The sequence below is a fragment of the Micromonospora sp. CB01531 genome, from assembly GCF_001905095.1.
Lineage (GTDB): Bacteria > Actinomycetota > Actinomycetes > Mycobacteriales > Micromonosporaceae > Micromonospora.
Map to the genome: position 1 here is coordinate 1 of NZ_LWLS01000109.1, position 20,100 is coordinate 20,100.

The 20,100-nt window shown below is 69.8% G+C and carries 15 protein-coding genes, 1 tRNA gene and 3 pseudogenes; 7 read left to right on the forward strand and 12 right to left on the reverse strand.

All coding sequences use genetic code 11. The features are described from left to right. Positions 1 to 576: 576 nt before the first annotated feature. Positions 577 to 2,046: a HEAT repeat domain-containing protein gene (locus tag A6A27_RS33430; RefSeq protein ID WP_073838658.1), complete on the forward strand. Its 1,470-nt coding sequence runs from the start codon at positions 577 to 579 to the stop codon at positions 2,044 to 2,046. A gap of 703 nt (positions 2,047 to 2,749) precedes the next feature. On the opposite strand, the gene A6A27_RS33435 is transcribed toward A6A27_RS33430, so the two are convergent. Together A6A27_RS33435 and A6A27_RS47810 are read right to left on the reverse strand one after the other, a co-directional pair. Further along, a complete protein-coding gene (locus A6A27_RS33435; RefSeq protein ID WP_073838659.1) occupies positions 2,750 to 5,668 on the reverse strand; it encodes a M20/M25/M40 family metallo-hydrolase in 2,919 nt (972 codons plus the stop codon). 208 nt (positions 5,669 to 5,876) lie between these two features. Next, positions 5,877 to 5,988, reverse strand: a pseudogene (locus A6A27_RS47810) (winged helix-turn-helix domain-containing protein); the annotation flags it as partial. Between the two features lie 223 nt (positions 5,989 to 6,211). Between A6A27_RS47810 and A6A27_RS33445 the strand changes: the two are divergent. Both A6A27_RS33445 and A6A27_RS33450 read left to right on the forward strand, forming a co-directional pair. Further along, positions 6,212 to 6,763, forward strand: a pseudogene (locus A6A27_RS33445) (site-specific integrase); the annotation flags it as partial. Between the two features lie 44 nt (positions 6,764 to 6,807). Next, entirely contained in the window at positions 6,808 to 7,059 is a 252-nt protein-coding gene (locus A6A27_RS33450; protein ID WP_073838661.1) for a hypothetical protein, read from the forward strand. Between the two features lie 54 nt (positions 7,060 to 7,113). On the opposite strand, the gene A6A27_RS33455 is transcribed toward A6A27_RS33450, so the two are convergent. Then, positions 7,114 to 8,199 (reverse strand): winged helix DNA-binding domain-containing protein, encoded by a 1,086-nt coding sequence (locus tag A6A27_RS33455; protein ID WP_241825578.1) that lies wholly within the window; start codon positions 8,197 to 8,199, stop codon positions 7,114 to 7,116. A gap of 35 nt (positions 8,200 to 8,234) precedes the next feature. Next, complete coding sequence (locus A6A27_RS33460; protein ID WP_073838663.1) at positions 8,235 to 9,224, reverse strand: MDR family NADP-dependent oxidoreductase; 990 nt, start codon at positions 9,222 to 9,224, stop codon at positions 8,235 to 8,237. Between the two features lie 91 nt (positions 9,225 to 9,315). Here A6A27_RS33460 and A6A27_RS33465 point away from each other — a divergent pair, with 91 nt between their 5' ends. The 3 genes from A6A27_RS33465 to A6A27_RS33475 all read left to right on the forward strand — a co-directional run bounded on the left by A6A27_RS33465 (position 9,316) and on the right by A6A27_RS33475 (position 11,873). Continuing rightward, positions 9,316 to 10,272 carry a helix-turn-helix transcriptional regulator gene (locus A6A27_RS33465; RefSeq protein WP_073838664.1) on the forward strand — a complete coding sequence of 319 codons (957 nt, stop codon included), beginning with the start codon at positions 9,316 to 9,318 and terminating at the stop codon, positions 10,270 to 10,272. A 490-nt stretch (positions 10,273 to 10,762) separates the two neighbouring features. Beyond that, positions 10,763 to 11,158 (forward strand): hotdog domain-containing protein, encoded by a 396-nt coding sequence (locus tag A6A27_RS46445; RefSeq protein ID WP_241825579.1) that lies wholly within the window; start codon positions 10,763 to 10,765, stop codon positions 11,156 to 11,158. Then, the gene (locus A6A27_RS33475) at positions 11,145 to 11,873 is read left to right on the forward strand and encodes a DJ-1/PfpI family protein (protein ID WP_073838665.1); all 729 of its coding nucleotides are present in this window, start codon (positions 11,145 to 11,147) and stop codon (positions 11,871 to 11,873) included. The genes A6A27_RS46445 and A6A27_RS33475 overlap by 14 nt, the downstream gene beginning before the upstream one ends. 4 nt (positions 11,874 to 11,877) lie before the next feature. Here A6A27_RS33475 and A6A27_RS33485 read toward each other — a convergent pair whose 3' ends face one another. After that, positions 11,878 to 12,795, reverse strand: coding sequence for an IS701 family transposase (locus tag A6A27_RS33485; protein ID WP_083673084.1), 918 nt, complete (start codon positions 12,793 to 12,795; stop codon positions 11,878 to 11,880). On the opposite strand from A6A27_RS33485, the pseudogene A6A27_RS47230 reads away from it, so the two are divergent. After that, a pseudogene (locus tag A6A27_RS47230) lies at positions 12,730 to 13,532 on the forward strand (tyrosine-type recombinase/integrase); the annotation flags it as partial. The gene A6A27_RS33485 and the pseudogene A6A27_RS47230 sit on opposite strands and share 66 nt — an antisense overlap. An 84-nt stretch (positions 13,533 to 13,616) precedes the next feature. On the opposite strand, the gene A6A27_RS33495 reads toward A6A27_RS47230, so the two are convergent. From A6A27_RS33495 to A6A27_RS33525, 7 genes are all read right to left on the reverse strand, one after another. Further along, positions 13,617 to 13,690, reverse strand: a tRNA-Pro gene (locus tag A6A27_RS33495). 169 nt (positions 13,691 to 13,859) lie between these two features. After that, positions 13,860 to 15,266: a ribosome biogenesis GTPase Der gene (der, locus tag A6A27_RS33500; protein ID WP_073838667.1), complete on the reverse strand. Its 1,407-nt coding sequence runs from the start codon at positions 15,264 to 15,266 to the stop codon at positions 13,860 to 13,862. Beyond that, positions 15,263 to 15,943 carry a (d)CMP kinase gene (cmk, locus tag A6A27_RS33505; RefSeq protein ID WP_073838668.1) on the reverse strand — a complete coding sequence of 227 codons (681 nt, stop codon included), beginning with the start codon at positions 15,941 to 15,943 and terminating at the stop codon, positions 15,263 to 15,265. The genes der and cmk overlap by 4 nt, the downstream gene beginning before the upstream one ends. 297 nt (positions 15,944 to 16,240) lie before the next feature. Beyond that, positions 16,241 to 17,011 (reverse strand): pseudouridine synthase, encoded by a 771-nt coding sequence (locus A6A27_RS33510; RefSeq protein WP_073838669.1) that lies wholly within the window; start codon positions 17,009 to 17,011, stop codon positions 16,241 to 16,243. Then, a complete protein-coding gene (gene scpB, locus A6A27_RS33515; protein ID WP_073838670.1) occupies positions 16,998 to 18,083 on the reverse strand; it encodes an SMC-Scp complex subunit ScpB in 1,086 nt (361 codons plus the stop codon). Before scpB ends, A6A27_RS33510 begins: the two co-directional genes overlap by 14 nt. A gap of 31 nt (positions 18,084 to 18,114) precedes the next feature. Further along, on the reverse strand, positions 18,115 to 19,092 hold the full coding sequence (locus A6A27_RS33520; protein ID WP_073838685.1) for a segregation and condensation protein A: 978 nt from the start codon (positions 19,090 to 19,092) through the stop codon (positions 18,115 to 18,117). A 41-nt stretch (positions 19,093 to 19,133) separates the two neighbouring features. Beyond that, positions 19,134 to 20,057 carry a ParA family protein gene (locus A6A27_RS33525; RefSeq protein ID WP_073838671.1) on the reverse strand — a complete coding sequence of 308 codons (924 nt, stop codon included), beginning with the start codon at positions 20,055 to 20,057 and terminating at the stop codon, positions 19,134 to 19,136. Positions 20,058 to 20,100: the final 43 nt, after the last annotated feature.

Sequence of the window (20,100 nt, forward strand, 5' to 3'; positions counted from 1 at the left end):
CGTACGCTCCTACCCCATCGAGTCGCGGTCGCACACCCTCACGGCGTCGTCCTCGAGCGAGCCGAAGTCGACGGTGACGCAGAACGGCATGATCCGCCATAACCGGCACCCGGGTGTCAGCGGTCGCCGATACGCTTCACCGCGCGGAGGATCGCGGTCCGATGGACTTCTGCACCGGGCCGCCCCAGACAGTGAACCGCCGAGGGCAACGACCCCGGCCTTCCGTCCAAACCTTGGTCCGGGACGCGGCCCGGTGCCGGGCGCCGCCAGATTCCCCCACAACGGGTGGCACCACACCCGGCGGTTACCCGATCCGCTTCGCGGCGCACGCCTTGCGCCTGCACGGCTTCACGCCGGCGGCGACCGCGTCACCGCAGTCCTCGATCCCGAGCCCGGCGACCATCACTCTGTCGATGCCCGGGGGCGATGTCGGACAGTCCTCCCAGGTCTACAAACTCGCGTTCGTCCGCAGACTCGACTGGCTTGGTGGCGGCGGAGTCAATCAACCCGGGGCAGTCCCGCCGGTGCCGAACATGCCAGACTCGTGACGGCGCCACGGATGCGAGGAGGTGGCGGATGGGTGATGACGCACCGACGCCGGTCCACCTGACGAAGGTACTGGACGGTCTCGCCGAGAACCCGGCGCTGCCGTCCGGGCTGGTCCGCCGGCTGGTGCGCTACCGGTGCGGTTTCGGCCACGTCGCCACGCGCGCCGACCTGACCCCGGACATGATTGAGGAAATCCTCGCCTCGGGCCACCACTGGCTGCTGCACTCGCTCGCGCTCAACCGCCAGTTGTCGCACGCCGTCCGGATGCCGCTGGCCGCCCACACCGATCCCGGCATCCGGGCTGCCCTGGTTGTGGGCGCCTGTGACGCGCCCCGCGAGTTGTACGAGCGCCTCGTCGACGATCCCGACACGCGGGTACGGGAACACCTCGCCGAACGCGACGACGTACCGGCCGATCTGCTCGCCCGTCTCGCCAGGGACCCTGACCCGAAGGTCCGGGCCACGCTGGCGCGGTGGTGGACGCAGTCCCCCGAAGCGGTCCGGCGGATCCTGCTCACCGACCCCGTCGACGAGGTCCGTGCGGCTGCCTGCTCGACCTACTACGCGCGGCTGCCGCATCCGGTGCCGCCGCCCGACCTCATGGCGGGACTGCTCGCCGACCCGGTCTCCCGCGCCGGAGCCGTACGCCACGCAGTCCTGACCCCGAAACTGGCCGCACGGCTGGCCGGTGACCCCGACCACCAGGTTCGCCGCCAGGTCGCCGAACACCCGCAGCTTCCCCCACCCGTACGGGACCTGCTCGCCGAGGATCCCAGCGCGAACGTGCGCATGGGCGTCTTCATCCGCCGGGACACACCCAAGCCGGTACGCCACCGGATCTACAGGGAGATCCAGCAGGGCGAACGTCCGCTGACCGACCTGCTTAATGATGAACTCGACGACGATGCGCTGCTGCAGCAGTTCGAGGACCGCATGGCCGTTGCCGAGCTGCGCTACCTGCGGCTGGACTGGGTCACCGCCGACCCGTTGCCGTACGTGTCCTCGCCCTACATCTGCTTCCGGCGCTCCGCGGCACGGAGCCGGACGCTGCCGGCCGATGCGGTCATCCGGTTGCTCAACGACAACGACAGTGGCGTACGTACAACCATGGCCAAGCACGCCCCGCACCTGGTCGACCTGACTACGGCCGAGCGCATCGACCGTGAGTTCCGGCCGGATAAGAAAACGCGCTGGCGTCCGGCCGACCTATTCACGTTCCCGCCGCAGGCCCTGCGCCGGTTGGCCACCGATCCGGATCCGCGGATGCGATGCCTGGCGCCCCGGGACCCCGACCTGCCCGTCGAGATGGCCGAACGTCTGGCCACCGACCCCGACAGCACAGTTCGCCACGCAGCCGCCGGCCATCCGAACCTTCCGGTCCACGCACGTCGCGCCCTGCTCGCGGATCCGAGCGAATGGGTGGCGCACGCAGCAGCTGCGGCGGCGACACTGCCCGTGGCCGAGATGGACCGGCTGCTCACCCTCGCCGGTGTCTGACCGCGGAAAGCACCAGCACGAGGGGACTTGAACCCACGACAACCTCTTGTCGAGCATCGACCTTCGGCGCTTGTCATTAGTTGTCAAGACCCCTTGACCCCCACGACGATTCGCCTCACGTCGACGCACGTCACGCGCGCTATCCCCAAGATCAGGCCGTGCGGTCGGCGGCATACCGGCCACCATCGCGCACGACGTATGGCCCCCACCTGGTCCCCGGACTCTGACTCGCTCGGCGACCGCAGCACTCATGCACTCGTGCCCGTCCGGGACACTGGCTACTGGCACGTGGCTGGCCCACCATCGCCATCTGATCCGTGGGTTCCCAAGACCACTCCGCAGCCGTTCGGCAACCTCCGCGTCGCCCTGGCCGCCGCGCGCTCTGTAGTTGGATCGGTCCGGGCTCGTCCGGGTCCGCTCGCTCCGGTGGCTCCCGCGCATGGCTCCCACGCCAGGCCATCAGATCCGTGGCCTCGGCGGTGTCCTCCGGAACGGTCTGCCTGCGGCATGTGCAAAGTGCTTAGCAACCCACAGGAACAGCCACGCCCAATGGCGCACAACGGAGTGGAGCCACTACCGACGGTAATGGCTCCACTCCGTTGTCAATGTGCCTCGCACCCCGGCGGCCGCTGACCCCGAGTCGAGGCATCCTGCCACCGCGCATGCCCTCTCGTGCGCGCGCTGAACTCCCGGTTCACACGCGTCACACGATGGAGATCGACCGCACCTGGGTGTTGCCCTTGGTGTCGACGTATACCTTGTAATCGCCGACGGTGTAGGTGCCAGCAGCGTTGTTGTCGATGGTGAACGTGGCCGTCACCGGAGACTCGCTGCCGTCGACATGGGTCTGCTTCACCGTGATGGTCAACTCGTTCGTGTTGCCCGTCAGCTTCTTCACCACTGCCGACGGCTTCGCATCGATGACCGCGTTGGCGACTGTCACGTAGACCGCGTCGGGCGAAGAGAACTCCGCGTTCTTCTGCCCATCACCGAACACGAAGAAACCCCGCTGTTCGATGGCCCCGCGCCCGGGGAACGGATCCGGGTTTGAGGCCAAGTACGTCGGATTGACCGTGTACAGGTCCGTCTTGGAATCCGCGAGGACGGCCTGCACCCCGGTGTACGGGGCATCGGTGACCGCGAGGTTGACCGACAGGTAGATGGCGTTGGGGTTGTTGGCCGAGATGCGCGAGGAGAAGTACTTGTCCGCACTCTGCCCGGCAGGAACGGCCAGCGGCACAACCTTGTCGCCGACGAGAATGTTGAACTGGAAGTCGCCGTAGCCGCCGGCGACGAACTTCGCCCAAGCCGCGTCCGACATGTAGTCGGCGCGCTCCACCTTAAACTCCAGACGCATCGGCGCCACGTACGTGCTGTTCAGGTACTCGGTGTCGGTCAGGGGCAAGTAGACCCCTCCCGGGGCGTGCCCCAGTTCGAAAGCCGACGCCGTCGGGGTCGAGTTGCCGCGCCCGTTCCACATCGGGATGTTGAACGAGGTGGCGCCGAGCAGGGCCTGGGTGCCCAACTGGCTCGTGCCGACAGCGGCCGACGCGTCCTTGTAGGTTCCGATCGTGACGTCGAGCAGGTCGAGGTCCGCCCGGTCGGCGTTCAGCCCCGGGATGCTTGCCCACATGAACTTGGCACCGGCGGGCCCGGAGTACCGGGCCATCTCCAGCATGCCATCGGCCATGATCTTGGTCATCTGCACTGCCGAGTCGACCTTCATCCGCTCGTTGGCCGTGTGCCACCAGCGCTCGTTACCCGGGATGACGGCGCCGAAGGCGGTCATCTTGTTGCGGAAGCTGCTGGCCAGGGTGCCACCGGTCGTGCCCTGCGGATAGACCACGTCCCGGAGGGAGTATGGATCCGCAAACTCCTTCGGGTTGCGGTCGATCGAGGCTTGGTAGCTCCCGAACTGAAGTGCCGTCAGCGGGTTGTCGTGAGTGACGTACAACCCGGCGCCGACGGGCGAGCCAAGGTTGCCGATGGTGAACCCCTTCGCCTGGAAGGCGGCCGTGACCGCCGTCGTTGCCTGGCCGGAGTCAGCCGCGGTGACGTGCATGCTGCGCACATACATCGGCATGCTGAGGATGCCGGAGGCGTCCGTGTAAAAGCTCGTCGGGGTCTCCGAATTGATGCCTCCCATGAGGGCAAAGGTCAGGTTCGGGGTGCCGTTGCTCGGGTTGCGCAACAGGTTCGCCGGGATGCCCATGTACTTACCGATATAGGCTTCGCCTTCGACACCGTCGCGGAAGAACAGGTCGGCGATGCCGTCGGCGGCTTTCTTCAACTGCATGTCGGCGGCCGTGGTTCCCAATGCGCCGAGTCCCTTGGAGAGGAGGAACATTCCCCACACGACGGCATTCTTGCCGTACTGCGGGGTCGGCATCTCCATCGCCACATCGGTGTTGATCTCCAGCGTGAGCGAATCGCCGGTGATCGTGGTCTGCACCTTGGGCGTGGTACGGGGAGCAGCCGGGAGCCAACCCTTCGTGGTCGCGGCAGCGGTGATCGCCGCTACGAATCGGTCGCGCTCGACGGAGCCGGCCCCCGCCACGTCGAGGGTGAAAATGGCCCGCGAGGCGATCTGCGTGGTGCTGCCGTAGGCGATGTCCTTGAGCGTCGGGTCGCCTTCACGCAGGGTGACGCCAGCTGTGGCATTCGTTAGCCGGAAGGCCTTGGTGCTGTCTGCGGCCAAGCTCATCGACACCGGCGGGGTCACCGATCCGGAGTTGCCGACGATGACCGGGAACCGCGAGTCGGAGGTGTAGGCCGCGATCGGGATCTCTTCCCGGTTGAGGTTCTTGTAGGCCCAGTTGTCGTAGAAGCTCGGGTTCGAGTTGTACGGGATGGACTGGAAGGTGGCGGTGTTCGTCGTCGAGGGCGTGCCGGGACCGCCGTCTTCGTAGATTCCCATGACGATGCGGATGCGTCGGTCGAGGGGCAGCCCCGCCTCGAGCAGCGCCTTGGCCGCGAGCAGCGTCGCCAGCGTCGGGCCGCTGTCGTCCTGAATGCCCGCCCCATAGACCCAGCCGTCCTGGACATAGGGCGAGTGGTACGCACCAGGAGTGCCGAGATTGCCATCGGCGTCGCGCCAGCGCGCCAGCTGGGCTGACGAAACGGAAGCCGTCGGCGAGTCGAGGTGGCTCAACGCCATGACCATCTCCGGGGCGTCCGGGTCACCGATCTCTGCGTAGACGTACTTGTCGGGTTGGCGTTGGACGACCACCGGGAAACCCAGGTCGGTGGCCAGCTTGACCACCCAGGCGAGCTTGGCGACCTTGCGGTCGTACTCGTTCTGGTTGGCTTCGGTGTTGCTGACCGGGAAGGGGTACGCCGTCGCGGCCGTGCCGCCTCGGGAGATGGAGTCGTAGCTCGACCCGTCCAGCATTGCCCCGACCAGACTGAGCGGGTCGTAGGTGCCGTCCCCCGCCCGCGCGCTCTGGACGCGTCCGGCCAACGCCTCGACTTCCGCGTGGATCGCGTCGCGCTCGGCGTCGGTCACCGACAGATCGTAGGTGACACTCGGCTGGAAGCGCTCCTCGCCGACGGTGCTCGCGGACGCGTTGGGCGCGGGCGCAACGGTCGCGGTGAGGGTCGCGGCGAGCAGGACGGAGAACATGGTCGTCCGTCGGTCTCTCATAGAAGCTCCAGAACAGGGGGATGACACGGTGGCGACAGCACACGCCAGCCGTGCCGCCAGCGGCCGACGGGGCGGGATTTCTTGAGGATAATCTGAGAATCGGCTGGTGCCGCCAGCTCGGCGGCACCCGGTAGCCCACCCCGCGTGCGGTCTCCACCAGGCCGGCGTCGTCGAGCTTGCCGCGCAGGGCCGCGACGTGGACGTCGAGGGTGTGTCCGGCCTTCCGGGTTGTCTGGCCATACGTCCATCAGCAACCGTTCGCGAGACGCGACCGTGTCCGCCTGCCGGGCCAACGCCATCAGCAGGTCGAACTCCTTGCGGGTCAGGTTCACCTCCCGGCCGGGGAGCCAGACCTGCCGGGCGTTGAGGTCGACCCGCAGGTCGCCGACCTGCAGCGCCGCCTCGACCCGCGGCGGGGGCGGTCCGGCGCAGCACCGCCTCGATCCGGGCCTGCAGTTCCGCCACGGAGAACGGCTTCACCACGTAGTCGTCGGCGCCCGCGCGAAGCCCCGCCACCCGGTCCTGGTCGCCTACATCGTGGCCTCACTGCCGACCGGCGCGCGCACCGAAGAACTGCGCGCCCTTACCTGGGCACACGTCGACCTCACCCGGAAGCCGGACAGCGACCCACTCGTGCTACCGTCCATCCAGGTCTGGCGCTCGGTCCGCGCCGACGGGGACACCAAGACCAAGAAGTCGCGTCGCACCCTGGCCCTGCCGGCCCGGTGCGTCACCGCGCTCACCACCCACCGCGAGCGCCAGGGCCGGCCTGCCGCCGACCGCCTCGTCTTCCCCTCCACTGCCGGCACGGCCCTCGACCGGCACAACATGCTTCGGGCCTTCCGCCCGGTCGTCGCCAAAGCGGACCTTGACCCGCGCGACTGGACTCCCCGCGAGCTTCGGCACAGCTTCGTGTCCCTGCTGTCCGACAGCGGCATGAGCATCGAGCAGATTGCCGATCTCTGCGGCCACTCCGGCACGACCGTCACCGAGAGCGTCTACCGGCACCAACTGCGGCCGGTGCTCCTGTCCGGTGCGGTGGCCATGGATCGGATCTTCGGCGCTGAGGCATAGTCACTCAGTTAGACACGGATCGGGGTGGTAACGGAACCGCGGCTGTGTCACTCAACCACTCCTGCCAGAGCGCCGCGATGCTTGGCGCCCGAGACCGCGACCGGTTGTTGGACCGGCTTGAGGATCTGAGCGCGGGCCTGCTCATCGATCGTCTTCCCGCTCAACTGTGCCAGCTTCGCGAACTCCAGATGATCACCACCAATGCTCGCAGATCCCGGCCCGGCAGGGAGGCCGCGGCCGAGGTGTATCGTCGACTCGACGGCCTTCGCAACGAAGGCACGGAGCTGTGCCGCTGACACATCCTCTAGATCGACGTCGTCAGCAGACAGATCCGCTTGTTCGGCCCGTCATCAAGACGACTCGGCCGCGACAGGATCGCTGTAGGACACCATCCTCCCTCCCACGAATTGCAGCAGCAGGTTGGCTTCCTGTTCCAGGGCCGCCCGATCGGCTGCGCAGAGCGGTCGGAACGGGGTGAGCCGCAGCGTTCCGGCGTCGAGGGACCACGTTCCCTGCACCCAGCCGTCCACCAGGAAGGTTGGCCGTACCCGTGCCTGGCCGGGCATCACCCACTTCCGGTCCTCGCCGCTGATGATCCGGGTCCGGTCTGCGTGCCCGAGCAGGGCGTTGTCGAAGGCGGGCAGCAGCCGCACTGGAGCGAGCGTCTCGGGGTCGGGCAGCTCAGCGTCGGCCAGATCGATCAAATCCCTGCCGTCGGGGCCGGAGTAGCGGCGCAGTTCGGCGCGCATCTCCGCGACGACCTCGCGCAGGCGGGTCAGCCCGCACCAGGCCTGGACGTCCTCTACCCCGGCTGGGCCGAAGGCGGCCAGATAACGACGGATCAGCTCCTTGGCCAAATCCTTGGCGGCAGTCGCCGTCGCTGCCGTCGCCATCGGCTGTCCCAGCCAGACCTCAGCGGGCGTGACCAAGACCGCCGACCGGTTGCCCCAGGAGCCCCATGCGCCGGTGGCCGCGCCGTGGACGAGGGGCGTGCGCAATTCCACCTGCCCGGCCAGAATCCGGCCGTCGCGTCCCGGATGGCGTTCGGCCAGCCGCCGGGCCAACTCCTTGCGCGACAGCGTCCCTCCCGCGAGCAGGCCGAGTCCTTCGGTCACCAAGGACGCCGCGTCCAGGCCTGCGCTGTTCCGGGTGAAGTGGGGCGAGCCGGCCGTGCGGTCGAGCACGGGCTGCAGCAGCGGCCGCAGCCGACGGAAGTCGTCGGCCGCGGCGAGGTGCTGGGTACTGCGGAGCAGAGCGGAGCGAACCACCTGCCGGTCCTCCAGCAGGGCGGTGAGCTTGGACTGCATGAAGGCCTGGATTCTGCTCCACAGCCCGACATAGGCCCAGTTGGGCTCCTGTGCCTGCACCGCAACCAGTCGCCCGATCACCTCCAGCGGGGTGCGATCGGTGCGCCGCAACAGGAACTGGCGGTCCATCAGCGCCCGGTTCAGGGCCCGGAGGGAGAGTGTGGTCACGACAGCCGCACCGCCACATTGCCCCGGTAGGAACCCTGCAGCAGGGAGAGGAACGCCTGCGGCACGTCCTCGATCCCGCCCTGGACCACTGTCTGCGGGTAAACGAAGCGGCCCTCGCCGAGCCACCTGCTGAAGTGCTCGCGCCAGGCCGCGATCTGATCGGGTGTGTGGTAGCAGGAGAACGGCAGCAGCTCGACGCCCCTGACCTCGGCCGCCGCGCGATCGGGCTGCGGAAAGCGCTGCGCCGCGTCACCGAGCTGGCTGGACAGTGAGCCGCAGAGCGCGAAGCGCGCTCCGGGCCGGGCCACCTCCAGCGCGCCCTGGTACTGCTCACCGCCCACGACGTCGAAGAAGACCGAGATGCCCTCGGGCGCGAGCTCCCGCAGCCGGTCGGCCGTCGCGCCGTCGTGGTAGTCGAAGGCGGCGTCGTAGCCGAGCTCGTTCACCAAGTAGTCGACCTTCCCCGGGCTGCCGGCGCTGCCGATCACCCGCGCGGCGCCACGGCACTTGGCGATCTGTCCGGCCAGCGAGCCAACTCCGCCCGCCGCGCCGGAGACGAACACCACGTCGCCTTCGCCGACGGCCGCTACCTCGGCCATCCCGTAGTAGGCGGTCGGTCCCTGGCCGAGGTAGTAACCGGGGTCGGCGAAGAGCTCACGACTGAGCTTGAGGTACGAGCCGGCCGGGCCGGCCGAGTACTCGCTCCAGCCGGTCATCGACTGGACCAGGTCGCCGACCTCGAGTTCGGGGCTGTCGGATCGGAGCACGGTGCCGAGGGCGGCCATCCCTACCCGCTGCCCCGGCTGCCAGGCCGGGACCGGGATGGTGCAGTCGGCCCGCATCAGCTCCAGGTAGGTCGCGGCGAGCCCGATCTGGTCGGTGCGTACCAGGACCTCGCCGTCCACCTCGGTCTTGGCGACGGTGAAATGGTCGAGTGCGGGGGTGCCGGTGATCTGGGCGGTCAGATGGATCTCACGGGTGATCATTTTCCGTCCTTACCTCGGGTGTGGCCGTCGAGATCGACTCTAGGGAGGCTTCCGGCCAGTTTTTGACCGGAAGTCGAGGCAGGATGTCGGCATGGCGAACACCAGCTCACGGACCCTCAGACTGCTCTCGCTGCTGCAGACCCACCGGCACTGGTCGGGTCTGGAACTGGCCGAGCGGCTCGGGGTCTCCGAGCGGACGCTGCGCCGTGATGTCGAGCGGCTGCGCGAGCTCGGCTACCCGGTCGGCGCGGCCCGGGGCACCGACGGCGGCTACCAGCTCGCGCCCGGCGCCGTCCTGCCGCCGCTGCTGTTGGACGACGAGGAGGCGGTGGCCCTCGCGGTGGGCGTCGGCGACGCTGCGCAGAGCGGGATCGCGGGGATGGAGGAGGCGTCGCTGCGCGCACTCACCAAGGTGGTGCGGGTCCTGCCGCCCCGGCTGCGGGCCAGGGTGGACGCCCTGCGGGCGATGACTCTCTCCGCTGTCGTGTCCGGGCCGGTCGTCGCGGCGGGAGTGCTCACCGCGGTCGCCCAGGCTTGCCGGGACGAGGAGCGGCTGCGGTTCGGCTACACGGCCAGGGGTTCCGCACCCACTGAGCGCGAGGTCGAGCCGCACCGCGTCGTCGCACTCGGCGGACGCTGGTACCTGGTGGCCTACGACCTGGGCCGACACGACTGGCGTAGTTTCCGCCTCGACCGGCTGACCGAGCCGACGGCGACCGGCACGCGCTTCCGGCCACGCCTGCTCCCGGCCGAGAACGCCGTGGCCTTCGTCCGGGCAGCGAGCGGGGCCCGGGCTCCGTACACGGTCGAGGTCCTTGTGCACGCGCCCTCCTCGCTGGTGCAGCAGGTGGTCGGCCGCTGGGGCACGATCGAACCGCTCGATCAGGACAGCTGCCGGCTCACCATGACCTCGACCTCCCTCGACTGGCCGACCCAGGCCCTGGGCAACGTGGGCGCCGAGTTCGAGGTCCTGGGGCCGCCAGAGTTCGCCGCGCACGTCCAGGAGTGGGGCACCCGCTTCATCCGGGCCACCCGCGCACCCGCATGATTTTCCTCGCCATGGCACCGCACCGGTGCGACGTTCGTGGCAGCGGGCGAGGCGGTGGACAGCGTTCTGCCAGGCGTCGGAGGGCTTGAAAATCAGTCCGTACAGCGGTTCGGTCAGCCATGAAGTACGGACAGGGATAGGCCTCACCGATGATCACAGCACGTCACAATTCCATGAGTGCCAAGACCTGTGCCTGCTTTGCTGCCGGGCCGACACCCCGAACGGGCCACGCACCTGCTTCGAAGGCCGCATCGAACGCGACGGCAGGAAACCGCTGGTCTCACGGTTCGGCGGCATCCCACTCCAACGGCAGCGGTCGGCGAGGCTCGTTGATCGCCGGTCGCGTCCGCGCTGGTGGTGTAGGAGACGGCCATCGCGGGATCCGGTTTTGGGTCGGGCGGGTGACACGCCGCACGCCAGTCGTCGGCGTGGCCTCGACGTGCGCACCCCCGACGGCCGGCGGTCCGCTTCCCGAGAAGGACGAACCACAGTGCGCGACACCACCACCCTCGCCGGCCGGCCGCCGTCGGCATCCCACCTGACCCTGTCGCAGATCATGGACCAACACCACACCAACCTGATGGGCACCGTGCACGGCGGCCGGATCCTCAACCTCATCGACTCCGTCGCCGGTGTCGTCGCGGCCCGACACCGGCACAGCCCAGCGCCCGTCGCGCCTGGCGATATCGGCGCCCAAGGGTTGACGGACGAGGCCTGGACCCTAGCCTGCCAGATCCAGAGGCCATCCCCCGCGCTGTTTCGCCGGCCGGTGCCAAAGGCTTCTCCGGTGGCGACGACACCCGTTGTCCGGGAACCGGACCGCATGCTGGCCCGACTACCCGTGGACGGGTTTTGGGGAGGAGCCGAGGGTCATGGGTGTGGATAGTGGACGGCGCGCGATCCTACGAGCAGCCGTTGCTGGCGGAGTCGGCACAGGGCTGGCCGCGACAGGCCTGGCGGCGCCGGCCGGTGCAGCGCCCGGCGAAGCCACGCCAAGCGGTCGCGGACCGCACATTGCGATCCTGCTCTACGACGGTTTGACGGCACTGGACGCCGTCGGCCCATACGAGGTGTTGTGCCGGGTGCCGGAGGCATCGGTGGTGACGGTGGCGAAACGGGTCGGTCCCGTGCGCACGGATACCGGCGTATTGGGGTTGGTCGCCGACCGCGCGCTGCACCAGGTGCGGCACGCGGATGTGCTGTTGGTGCCAGGTGCGGGCAACCGGGGCGTCATCGCGGCGATGCAGGATGCCGAAACAATCGACTGGGTGCGACGCCTGCACGAGCGCACGACCTGGACGACATCGGTGTGCACAGGTGCGTTGATCCTGGGCGCGGCCGGCTTGTTGCACGGGGTGCCGGCCACGACGTACTGGGCATCACGCTCCTACATGGAGTCCACCTTCGGCGCGATCTACACCCCAGGCCGGTTCGTGGAATCCGGCAAAATCATCACCGCAGCCGGGGTGTCCGCAGGCATCGACATGGCCTTGCACCTAGTAGTGCTTTGTTATGTTGTGTTGTTGTATGGGCGGTTGCAGGTGTGGCATGCGCCGGCCATGACGGTGAGCAGTTGTTGCAGCTCACGGAGCACGGCGTAGAGGGTCAGGCCGGCGCATCCGCTTTTGGGTCGAGGCGTAGCAGGGTGCAGAAGGCTTGGGCGAGGACGGTGAGGGTGACGTGGCGGTGCCAGCCGGTGAAGCTGCGGCCTTCGAAGTGGTCGATGCCGAGACCGGTTTTGAGTTCGCGGTAGTCGTGTTCGACCCGCCAGCGGAGCTTCGCCAGCCGGACCAGGGCTTTCAGTGAGGTGCGGGCGCCCAGGTTGGACAGCCAGTACTTGACGGGTTCGGCGGCGTTGGGTGGCCATTCGGCGATCAGCCACACGTCGGGTAGGGTGCCGTCGCTGTTGCGGGGGATGTCGCGGTTGGCCGGTCGGATACGCAGGCGCAGGAAGTGTGAGCGCATCGCCGCGGTCGGGTTGGTTTTGGTGCGGCGGCTGCCCTGTCGCCAGGTCACCTGCCGTGCGCTGGCTTGGCCGGCGGCCAGGACGAGGTCCTTGAACGTGGCCGGCGGGTCGGGGTAGGCGGGCTTGGGCGGGCGTCCCCGGCCGGTGTAGGGCGGGGTGACCGGGACGGCGTCGCCGTGGTGGGCGGTGGCAGTGGGGTCGACCTGCACCGCGTAGCGCAGGCCGCGTTCGGCCAGGCCGAGCCGGAACAGGGTGCAGTCGCCGTAGCCGGAGTCGGCGGCCTCGGGGTTGCGCCGGCTGTACCGATCATCACAGACGAGAGCACCATCGCCTTGCTGACGCCAGTGCGGCCAGTCCTCCGGATCCTCCAGCAACCATTCGGCGAGTTCACCGGCCCGCGACCCGGCGCCGCAACTCGTCAATGCGGCCTCCAGCATCGCCGTCGCCTCCGCCGGCAGATCCGCATCCCCGAACGCGGGTAGTAGTAGCGAGTTCCGACGCTCGGTCACATTCCCGTTCGCATGATTACCAACGGCGCGGTTGACCGGGCTGTTCATTCCTGGATTGCCGACGAATGCAGCCGATCTACGGTGAAGAACAGCCTTGCCGTGCTGGTCCGCGTGATGCAGCAGGCCGTACGCGACGGCATCATCCAGCGCAACCCGTCGCAGGTCACCGGGTGGCAACGCGAGTACCAGCGAGCCGCAGACGAATTGGACGATCCCCGCTCGCTGGCGTTGCCTGACTGGGAATCGCTGACCACGCTTGCCGGCGCGCTGGGGAAGTCTCCGGCGTACGAGCCGAGGACATCGACCGGGAATCCTGGATGTGGACGGTACGCCGGCAGACCACACCCAGTCCTGGTGGCCTGATCGACAAGGGCACCAAGGGCAAGCGGGCACGCACGGTGCCGCTGATCGAAGAGGTAAGGCCGATCGTGGCGCACCGCCTGGACGCAGTGGCCACGCCCGAGACACGGCTGTTCACCGGGCCGCGCGGCGGCCGCATCAGCACAGCCGTGCTGCGCGACGCGACGCACTGGGACGAGGTGGTCACGAAACTGGGATACGAACACCTGCGCCGGCACGACCTACGGCACACCGGGCTCACCTGGGTGGCCGACGCAGGCGTGCCGGTGCATGTCCTACGGAAGATCGCCGGCCACGGGTCACTGACCACAACCCAGCGGTACCTACACCCGGACCGGCAGTCGATCACGGATGCGGGAGCGGCATTGAGCGCTCACCTGAAGGCCCGCCGGTCCCCAGATGGTCCCCAGCTACGCGCGGTCTAGATCGCAGACTCACGACTGTTTCAGCACAAGAGAAAGGCCGCTGACCTGGGCATATGCCCTCGTCAGCGGCCTTTCTTCATGCTGTCGGGACGGCCGGATTTGAACCGACGACCCCTTGACCCCCAGTCAAGTGCGCTACCAAACTGCGCCACGTCCCGATGCTCCCGCTGGTCGTGCCTGCGGCAGCCGGTACAGCTTAGCGCAGGATCTTCGCGGTTGCGCAGAGGCCCCTCCCGCGTCGCGGGTGCCCGGTCCCACTCCCCTAACGCGTCCCGGGAAAGGAGAAGCCGCCGGGGAGGCCCCGGCGGCTTCTCGACGGGCGGAGACTCAGCCGTGGGCCTTGCCGCGTCCACCCGGTCCGACCTTCTTGCGCGGGCGTACCGAGATCTCGATCGGGGTGCCCTCGTAGCCGAACTCCTCGCGGAGCTTGCGCTCGACGAACCGCTGGTAGCCGGCGTCCAGCGGACCGGTGGTGAAGAGCACGAACCGCGGTGGGGCCACCCCGGCCTGGGTGGCGAACAGGATGCGCGGCGCGCGACCGCCGCGCACCGGGTGCGGGGTGGCCTGGACCAGGGCGGTGAGCCACTGGTTGAGCTGTGCGGTGGGGATGCGGGTCTCCCAGCTGGCCAGGGCCTTGCGCAGCGCCGGGGCGAGTTTGTCGACCGCCCGGCCGGTCTTCGCGGACAGGTTGAGCCGGATCGCCCAGGGGATGCGGCGCAGCTCCCGGTCGATCTCCTTGTCCAGGTAGTAGCGGCGGTCGGCGTCGACCATGTCCCACTTGTTGAACGCGATGACCAGGGCCCGCCCGGCCTCGACGACCATGGACAGGATCCGCTGGTCCTGCTCGCTGATCACCTCGCTGGCGTCGAGCAGCACCACCGCCACCTCGGCCGCCTCGATCGCGGAGGCGGTCCGCAGGCTGGCGTAGTACTCGGTGCCGCTGGCCTTGCCGACCCGCTTGCGAAGGCCGGCGGTGTCCACCAACTGCCAGGTCTCCCCGCCGATCTCCACCAGGCTGTCGACCGGGTCGACGGTGGTGCCGGCGACCGAGTCGACCACCGCCCGCTCCTCGCCTGAGAAGCGGTTGAGCAGGCTGGACTTGCCGACGTTGGGGCGGCCGACCAGGGCGACCCGGCGCGGGCCGCGGGGGCGATGCTCCACCACCTTCGGGGCTTCGGGCAGCGCCTCCATGATTGCGTCGAGCAGGTCGCCGGAGCCGCGGCCGTGCAGCGCGGAGACCGGGTACGGCTCACCGAGGCCGAGCGACCACAGCGCGGTCGCCTCCATCTCGACGGCGGTGTTGTCGGCCTTGTTGCCCACCAGGATCACCGGCTTGGCGCTGCGCCGCAGCATCTTCACCGCGGCCTCGTCCACATCGGTCGCGCCGACCGTCGCGTCCACCACGAAGAGCACCACGTCGGCGGTGGCGACGGCGGCCTCGGCCTGCGCGGCAATCGCGGCGGCCCGGTCCTTCGCGTCCGGCTCCCAGCCGCCGGTGTCCACCACGGTGAACGCCCGGCCGTTCCACTGCGCGTCGTACGGGACGCGGTCGCGGGTGACGCCGGGAATGTCCTCGACGACCGCCTGGCGGCGGCCGATGATCCGGTTGACCAGCGTCGACTTGCCCACGTTGGGCCGGCCGACCACGGCCACCACGGGCTGCGGGCCGGACGGTTCGCCGGCCTCGAGTTCGGGGTCGCGCAACTCGACCCAGCCGCCAAGTTCCTCGGTCACGCCACACCCCGCTCGGTGAGCAGCGCCCGCAGCCGGGCGACGACCTCGTCGATGCCCAGCTCGGTGGTGTCCAGCGCGACCGCGTCGGGGGCCTGCTGCAGCGGGTTGACCTCGCGGGTCGAGTCGAGCCGGTCGCGGCGGGCCAGGTCGGCGGCGGTCGCCGCGACGTCGGCGGCGTCCTCGGCGCTGCGTCGCTGGGCGCGGGCCGACTCCGAGGCGGTCAGGTAGACCTTCAGGTCGGCGTCCGGGGCGACCACCGAGCCGATGTCGCGGCCCTCGACCACGATCCGGTCGGAGTTGGTGATCATCTCCCGCTGCCGGGCGACGAGCTGCTCGCGGACGGCCGGCACGGCGGCCACCGCGGACACCGCGGCGGTCACCTCCGGGCCCCGGATCTCCTTCTCCACGTGCACACCGTCGGCGATCACGCCGTACCCCTGGGGGTCGGTGCCGATGCGCAGGTCGACCTCGCCGGCGACCTTGGCCACCGACTCGACGTCGGTCAGGTCGACGCCGGAGCGCAGCACCGCCCAGGTGACCGCCCGGTACATGGCGCCGGTGTCGAGGTAGCGGGCGCCGAGGCTGACGGCGAGCCGCCGCGAGACGGTGGACTTACCCGAACCGGATGGCCCATCCACCGCGACCACGCACCGTCCGGTCCGTTCGTTCTGCCCCACCGTGTTCCTCCTCAGCCCGTATCTCGCCGGTCGCCGGTTCCTCCGGCGCCGTTGAGCGGTTGTCCATCGTCAATGATGCCCGCCGTCGCGGGACGGCCCGCGCACGGCGCCGCCGGGCGCGATCCGCGCCACGACAGCCCGCTACGACAACTCCAGCTCGGCGCGTCTGACACCGCGCCACGACCTGGAGCCGTCGTCCGACAATTCCAGCTCGGTGCGTCTGACGCCGCGCCACGACCTGGAGCCGTCGCGGGCCGGGACGAAGCCTACCGTCAGCGGTACCCGGAACGTCCGGGGTCAGTCGCCTACCGCTTTGAACAGGGCGGCCACCTCGGCGTTGGTCAGCCGCCGGGTCCGCCCGGCGCGCAGGTCACCCAGCCGGATCGGCCCCATCGCGGTCCGCACCAGCCGGCTCACCGGGTGCCCCACCTCGGCCAGCAGCCGCCGGACGATGTGCTTGCGCCCTTCGTGCAGGCTCACCTCCACCTGGGCGGTCTTGCCCAGGGTGTCCACCACCTTGAACGAGTCGACCTTCACCGGCCCGTCCTCCAGCTCGATCCCGGCGGCCAGCCGCTTGCCCAGGTTGCGCGGGATCGGACCGGTGACCTCGCACAGGTAGGTCTTCTGCACCCCGTACGACGGGTGCATGAGCCGGTGGGCGAGGGTGCCGTCGTTGGTAAGCAGCAGCAGTCCTTCGCTGTCCGCGTCGAGCCGCCCCACGTGGTATACCCGCTGTTCCACCCGGTTGCCGAGGAAGTCCGACAGCGCCGCGCGTCCCTTTTCGTCCGCCATGGTGGAAACCACCCCGCGGGGCTTGTTCATGGCCAGGTAGACCAGCCGGGTGTCGGCCTGGAGCCGCTCCCCGTCGACGTGGATGACGTCGTGCGCCGGGTCGGCCTTGTCGCCGAGCTGCGCGACCCGGCCGTTGACGGTGACCCGGCGCCGGAAGATCAGGTCCTCGCAGGCGCGCCGCGAGCCCACCCCGGCGGCGGCGAGCACCTTTTGCAGGCGCTCGGCGCCCTCGTACACGGGGGCGTCGGGCTTGGGGGCACGGTCATCGCGTCGCATCGGCAAGCTCTTCTACGTCGTCGGGGAGGAAGGGGGCCAGGGGCGGCAGGTCGTCCACCGAGTTCAACCCCAGCTTCTCCAGGAACATGGTGGTGGTCCGGTAGAGGAAGGCACCGCTGTCCGGTTCGGTGCCGCACTCCTCGACCAGGCCGCGCGAGACCAGGGTACGGATCACCCCGTCGCAGTTGACGCCCCGGATGGCGGAGATCCGCGACCGGGTCACCGGCTGCTTGTAGGCGACCACCGCCAGGGTTTCCAGTGCGGCCTGGGTGAGCCGCACGGACTGCCCGTCCAGAACGAACCGCTCCACGTAGGTGGCGTATTCCGGGCGGGTGTAGAGACGCCAGCCACCGGCGGCCCGGCGCAGCTCGAAGCCGTGCCCGGCGGCCGTGTAGCCGGCGGCGATGTCGTCGAGCATCGGCCCGATCCGCTCCGGGGACTGTTCCAGCACCTGGGCCAGGGTCAGCTCGCTGACCGGCTGGTCCACCACCAGCAGGATCGCCTCCAGCGCGCCGCGCAGCTCGGCGTCGCTCAGCTCGGGCGCGGGCTCCGGCGCCGCCGTCACCCGCCGCCGCCCCGCCGCCGGCTTCGGCGGTACGCCGGCGCTGCCGCTCTCCCCCGCCAACTCCCCGCCGGCCGCCTCCGTCGGCGCCTCGGAGATCTTGGTACCGCCCGGCCCCTCTAGGGGCACCGATGCACCAGGATCGGCGGCCGGCTCGGACGGCGTGGAGATATTGGCAGGGGTCGGATACTCCGGGGATTCGTCCCTGCGGAGATCTGCGGCGGGCTCGGGCTCGGCGGTGGTGGGCGTGGGCTCTGCGGCGGGCTCGGGCTCCGGGGTGGCGGGCTCGGCCGCCGCTGGCGCTGCGGTCGCGGTGGGCTTGGGCTCCGGGGTGGGGGGCTCGGCCGCCGCCGGCGCTGCGGTCGCGGCAGGCTCGGCCGCGGCGTACTCCGGATCTGCCTCGGCGGTGGGCTCGGCGGGGGCGGATCTCGCGGGCGCGGGGCGCTCCCAGGGCGGGACCCAGGCGGCGGCCTGGTCGGCCAGGGAGTCGCGGGACTCCTCGTCGCTCATGCCGGCACTCCGCTTCGCTCGCTCATCGGGGTCACTCCTGCGTCGTTGCCGGGTCGTCGCCGGCGGTCGCGGGCGCCGCCGGGGCGGCCGGCTCCGGGGAGCCGGCGTACTCGTCGATGGTCAGCTCGGTGTCGCCGTCGGCGGAGCCGGTCCAGCGGACGGTCAGCTCCTCCAGGGCCTGCTCCTGGACGAAGGCGACCAGCCCCTGCCGGTATAGCTCCAGCAGGGCCAGGAAGCGGGCCACCACCTCCAGGGTGATCTCACAGTCGGCGCAGAGCAACGAGAAGGTGGCCGTGCCGGCCCGGCGCAGCCGCGCCGAAATGATCTCCGCGTGCTCCCGGACGCTGACCCGGACCATGTGCACGTGCGCGATCGACACCTCGGGCACCGGCTTCGGGGTCATCGCCTTGAGCGCCAGCTTGAGCAGCCGCTCCGGGCCGATGCCGAGCACCAGGTCCGGCAGCGCGTCGGCGTACCGGGGTTCCAGGGTGACCGCCCGGGGATAGCGGCGGCCGCCGACCGCCTCCAGCTCGGCGAGGTGCGCCGCCGCCTCCTTGTACGCCTTGTACTGCAGCAGCCGGGCGAAGAGCAGGTCCCGGGCCTCCAGTAGGGCCAGGTCCTCCTCGTCCTCCACCTCGGCGGCGGGCAGCAGCCGGGCCGCCTTCAGGTCGAGCAGGGTGGCGGCGATCAGCAGGAACTCGCTGGTCTCGTCCAGGTCCCACTGGTCGCCCATGGCCCGGATGTACGCGATGAACTCGTCGGTGACCTTGTGCAGGGCCACCTCGGTGACGTCGAGCTTGTGCTTGCTGATCAGCTGGAGCAGCAGGTCGAACGGGCCGGTGAAGTTGGCCAGCCGGACGGTGAAGCCGCTGCCCTCCCCGGCGGCGGCCGCCTCGACGGTGGCCGGTTCGGCGGGCAGCACGCTGTCGACCTCGGCGGCCAGCTCGGCGGCGGCCACGGAATCGCCGGCGTCGGGTGGCGCCGGCGGGTCGAGGGGCGGTGCGGTCACCGGAAAACCGTAGTCCACGGTCCGGACACCCGGCGTTCGGCCTACCGCTCCGCCTGGGCGGCGATCACCTCACGGGCCAGTTGCCGGTAGTTGCGGGCGCCGGAGGAGGCCGGGTCGAGGGTGGTGATCGGCGCGCCGGCCACGGTCGACTCGGGGAACTTCACGGTCTTGGTGATCACGGTCTGGTAGACCTTGTCGCCGAACGCCTCCACCACCCGCTGGAGCACCTGCCGGCAGTGGGTGGTGCGGCTGTCGTACATGGTGGCGAGGATGCCTTCGAGCTCCAGATCGAAGTTGAGCCGCTCGCGCACCTTGTCGATGGTGTCCAGCAGCAGCGCGACGCCGCGCAGGCTGAAGAACTCGCACTCCAGCGGGATGAGCACGCCGTGCGCCACGGTCAGCGCGTTGATCGCCAGCAGGCCCAGCGAGGGCTGGCAGTCGATCAGGATGTAGTCGTATTCCTTGCGGATCGTCTTGAGCACCCGGGCCAGGGCCATCTCGCGGGCGACCTCGTTGACCAGCTGGATCTCGGCGGCGGAGAGGTCGATGTTGGCGGGGAGCAGGTGCAGCCCGGCCACGTCGGTCTTGATCAGCACGTCGTCCGCGGTGACGTCGTCCTGCATGAGCAGGTTGTAGACCGACAGGTCGAGGTTGTGCGGGTTGACGCCGAGGCCGACGGAGAGAGCGCCCTGCGGGTCGAAGTCGACCAGCAGCACCTTGCGGCCGTACTCGGCCAACGCGGCGCCCAGGTTGATGGTGGTGGTGGTCTTGCCGACGCCACCCTTCTGGTTGGCCATCGCGATGATCCGCGCGGGCCCGTGCCGGTCGGTCGGCATCGGCTCCGGGATCGGCTTGCGCATGGTGTACGCGGCCGGGTCGGCGGGGCCGAGGTCGGAGCCGAGCGTCGCCTGCTGCTCGCGGAGCTCCGACGTCCAGGTCTCGGCACGGTTCTCGTTGCCAGCCATGTCCTCGTTGCCCCCTCCCGACGACCACCCGGTGTCGGAGCCG

What these genes read in the sequence shown, in the direction of transcription:
- A6A27_RS33430 (WP_073838658.1), top strand. Translation starts at nt 577, where the DNA reads ATGGGTGATGACGCACCGACGCCGGTCCACCTGACGAAGGTACTGGAC.
- A6A27_RS33435 (WP_073838659.1), bottom strand. Translation starts at nt 5,668, where the DNA reads ATGTTCTCCGTCCTGCTCGCCGCGACCCTCACCGCGACCGTTGCGCCC.
- A6A27_RS33455 (WP_241825578.1), bottom strand. Translation starts at nt 8,199, where the DNA reads ATGGACCGCCAGTTCCTGTTGCGGCGCACCGATCGCACCCCGCTGGAG.
- A6A27_RS33460 (WP_073838663.1), bottom strand. Translation starts at nt 9,224, where the DNA reads ATGATCACCCGTGAGATCCATCTGACCGCCCAGATCACCGGCACCCCC.
- A6A27_RS33465 (WP_073838664.1), top strand. Translation starts at nt 9,316, where the DNA reads ATGGCGAACACCAGCTCACGGACCCTCAGACTGCTCTCGCTGCTGCAG.
- A6A27_RS33475 (WP_073838665.1), top strand. Translation starts at nt 11,145, where the DNA reads ATGGGTGTGGATAGTGGACGGCGCGCGATCCTACGAGCAGCCGTTGCT.
- A6A27_RS33485 (WP_083673084.1), bottom strand. Translation starts at nt 12,795, where the DNA reads ATGAACAGCCCGGTCAACCGCGCCGTTGGTAATCATGCGAACGGGAAT.
- A6A27_RS33510 (WP_073838669.1), bottom strand. Translation starts at nt 17,011, where the DNA reads ATGCGACGCGATGACCGTGCCCCCAAGCCCGACGCCCCCGTGTACGAG.
- scpB (WP_073838670.1), bottom strand. Translation starts at nt 18,083, where the DNA reads ATGAGCGACGAGGAGTCCCGCGACTCCCTGGCCGACCAGGCCGCCGCC.
- A6A27_RS33525 (WP_073838671.1), bottom strand. Translation starts at nt 20,057, where the DNA reads ATGGCTGGCAACGAGAACCGTGCCGAGACCTGGACGTCGGAGCTCCGC.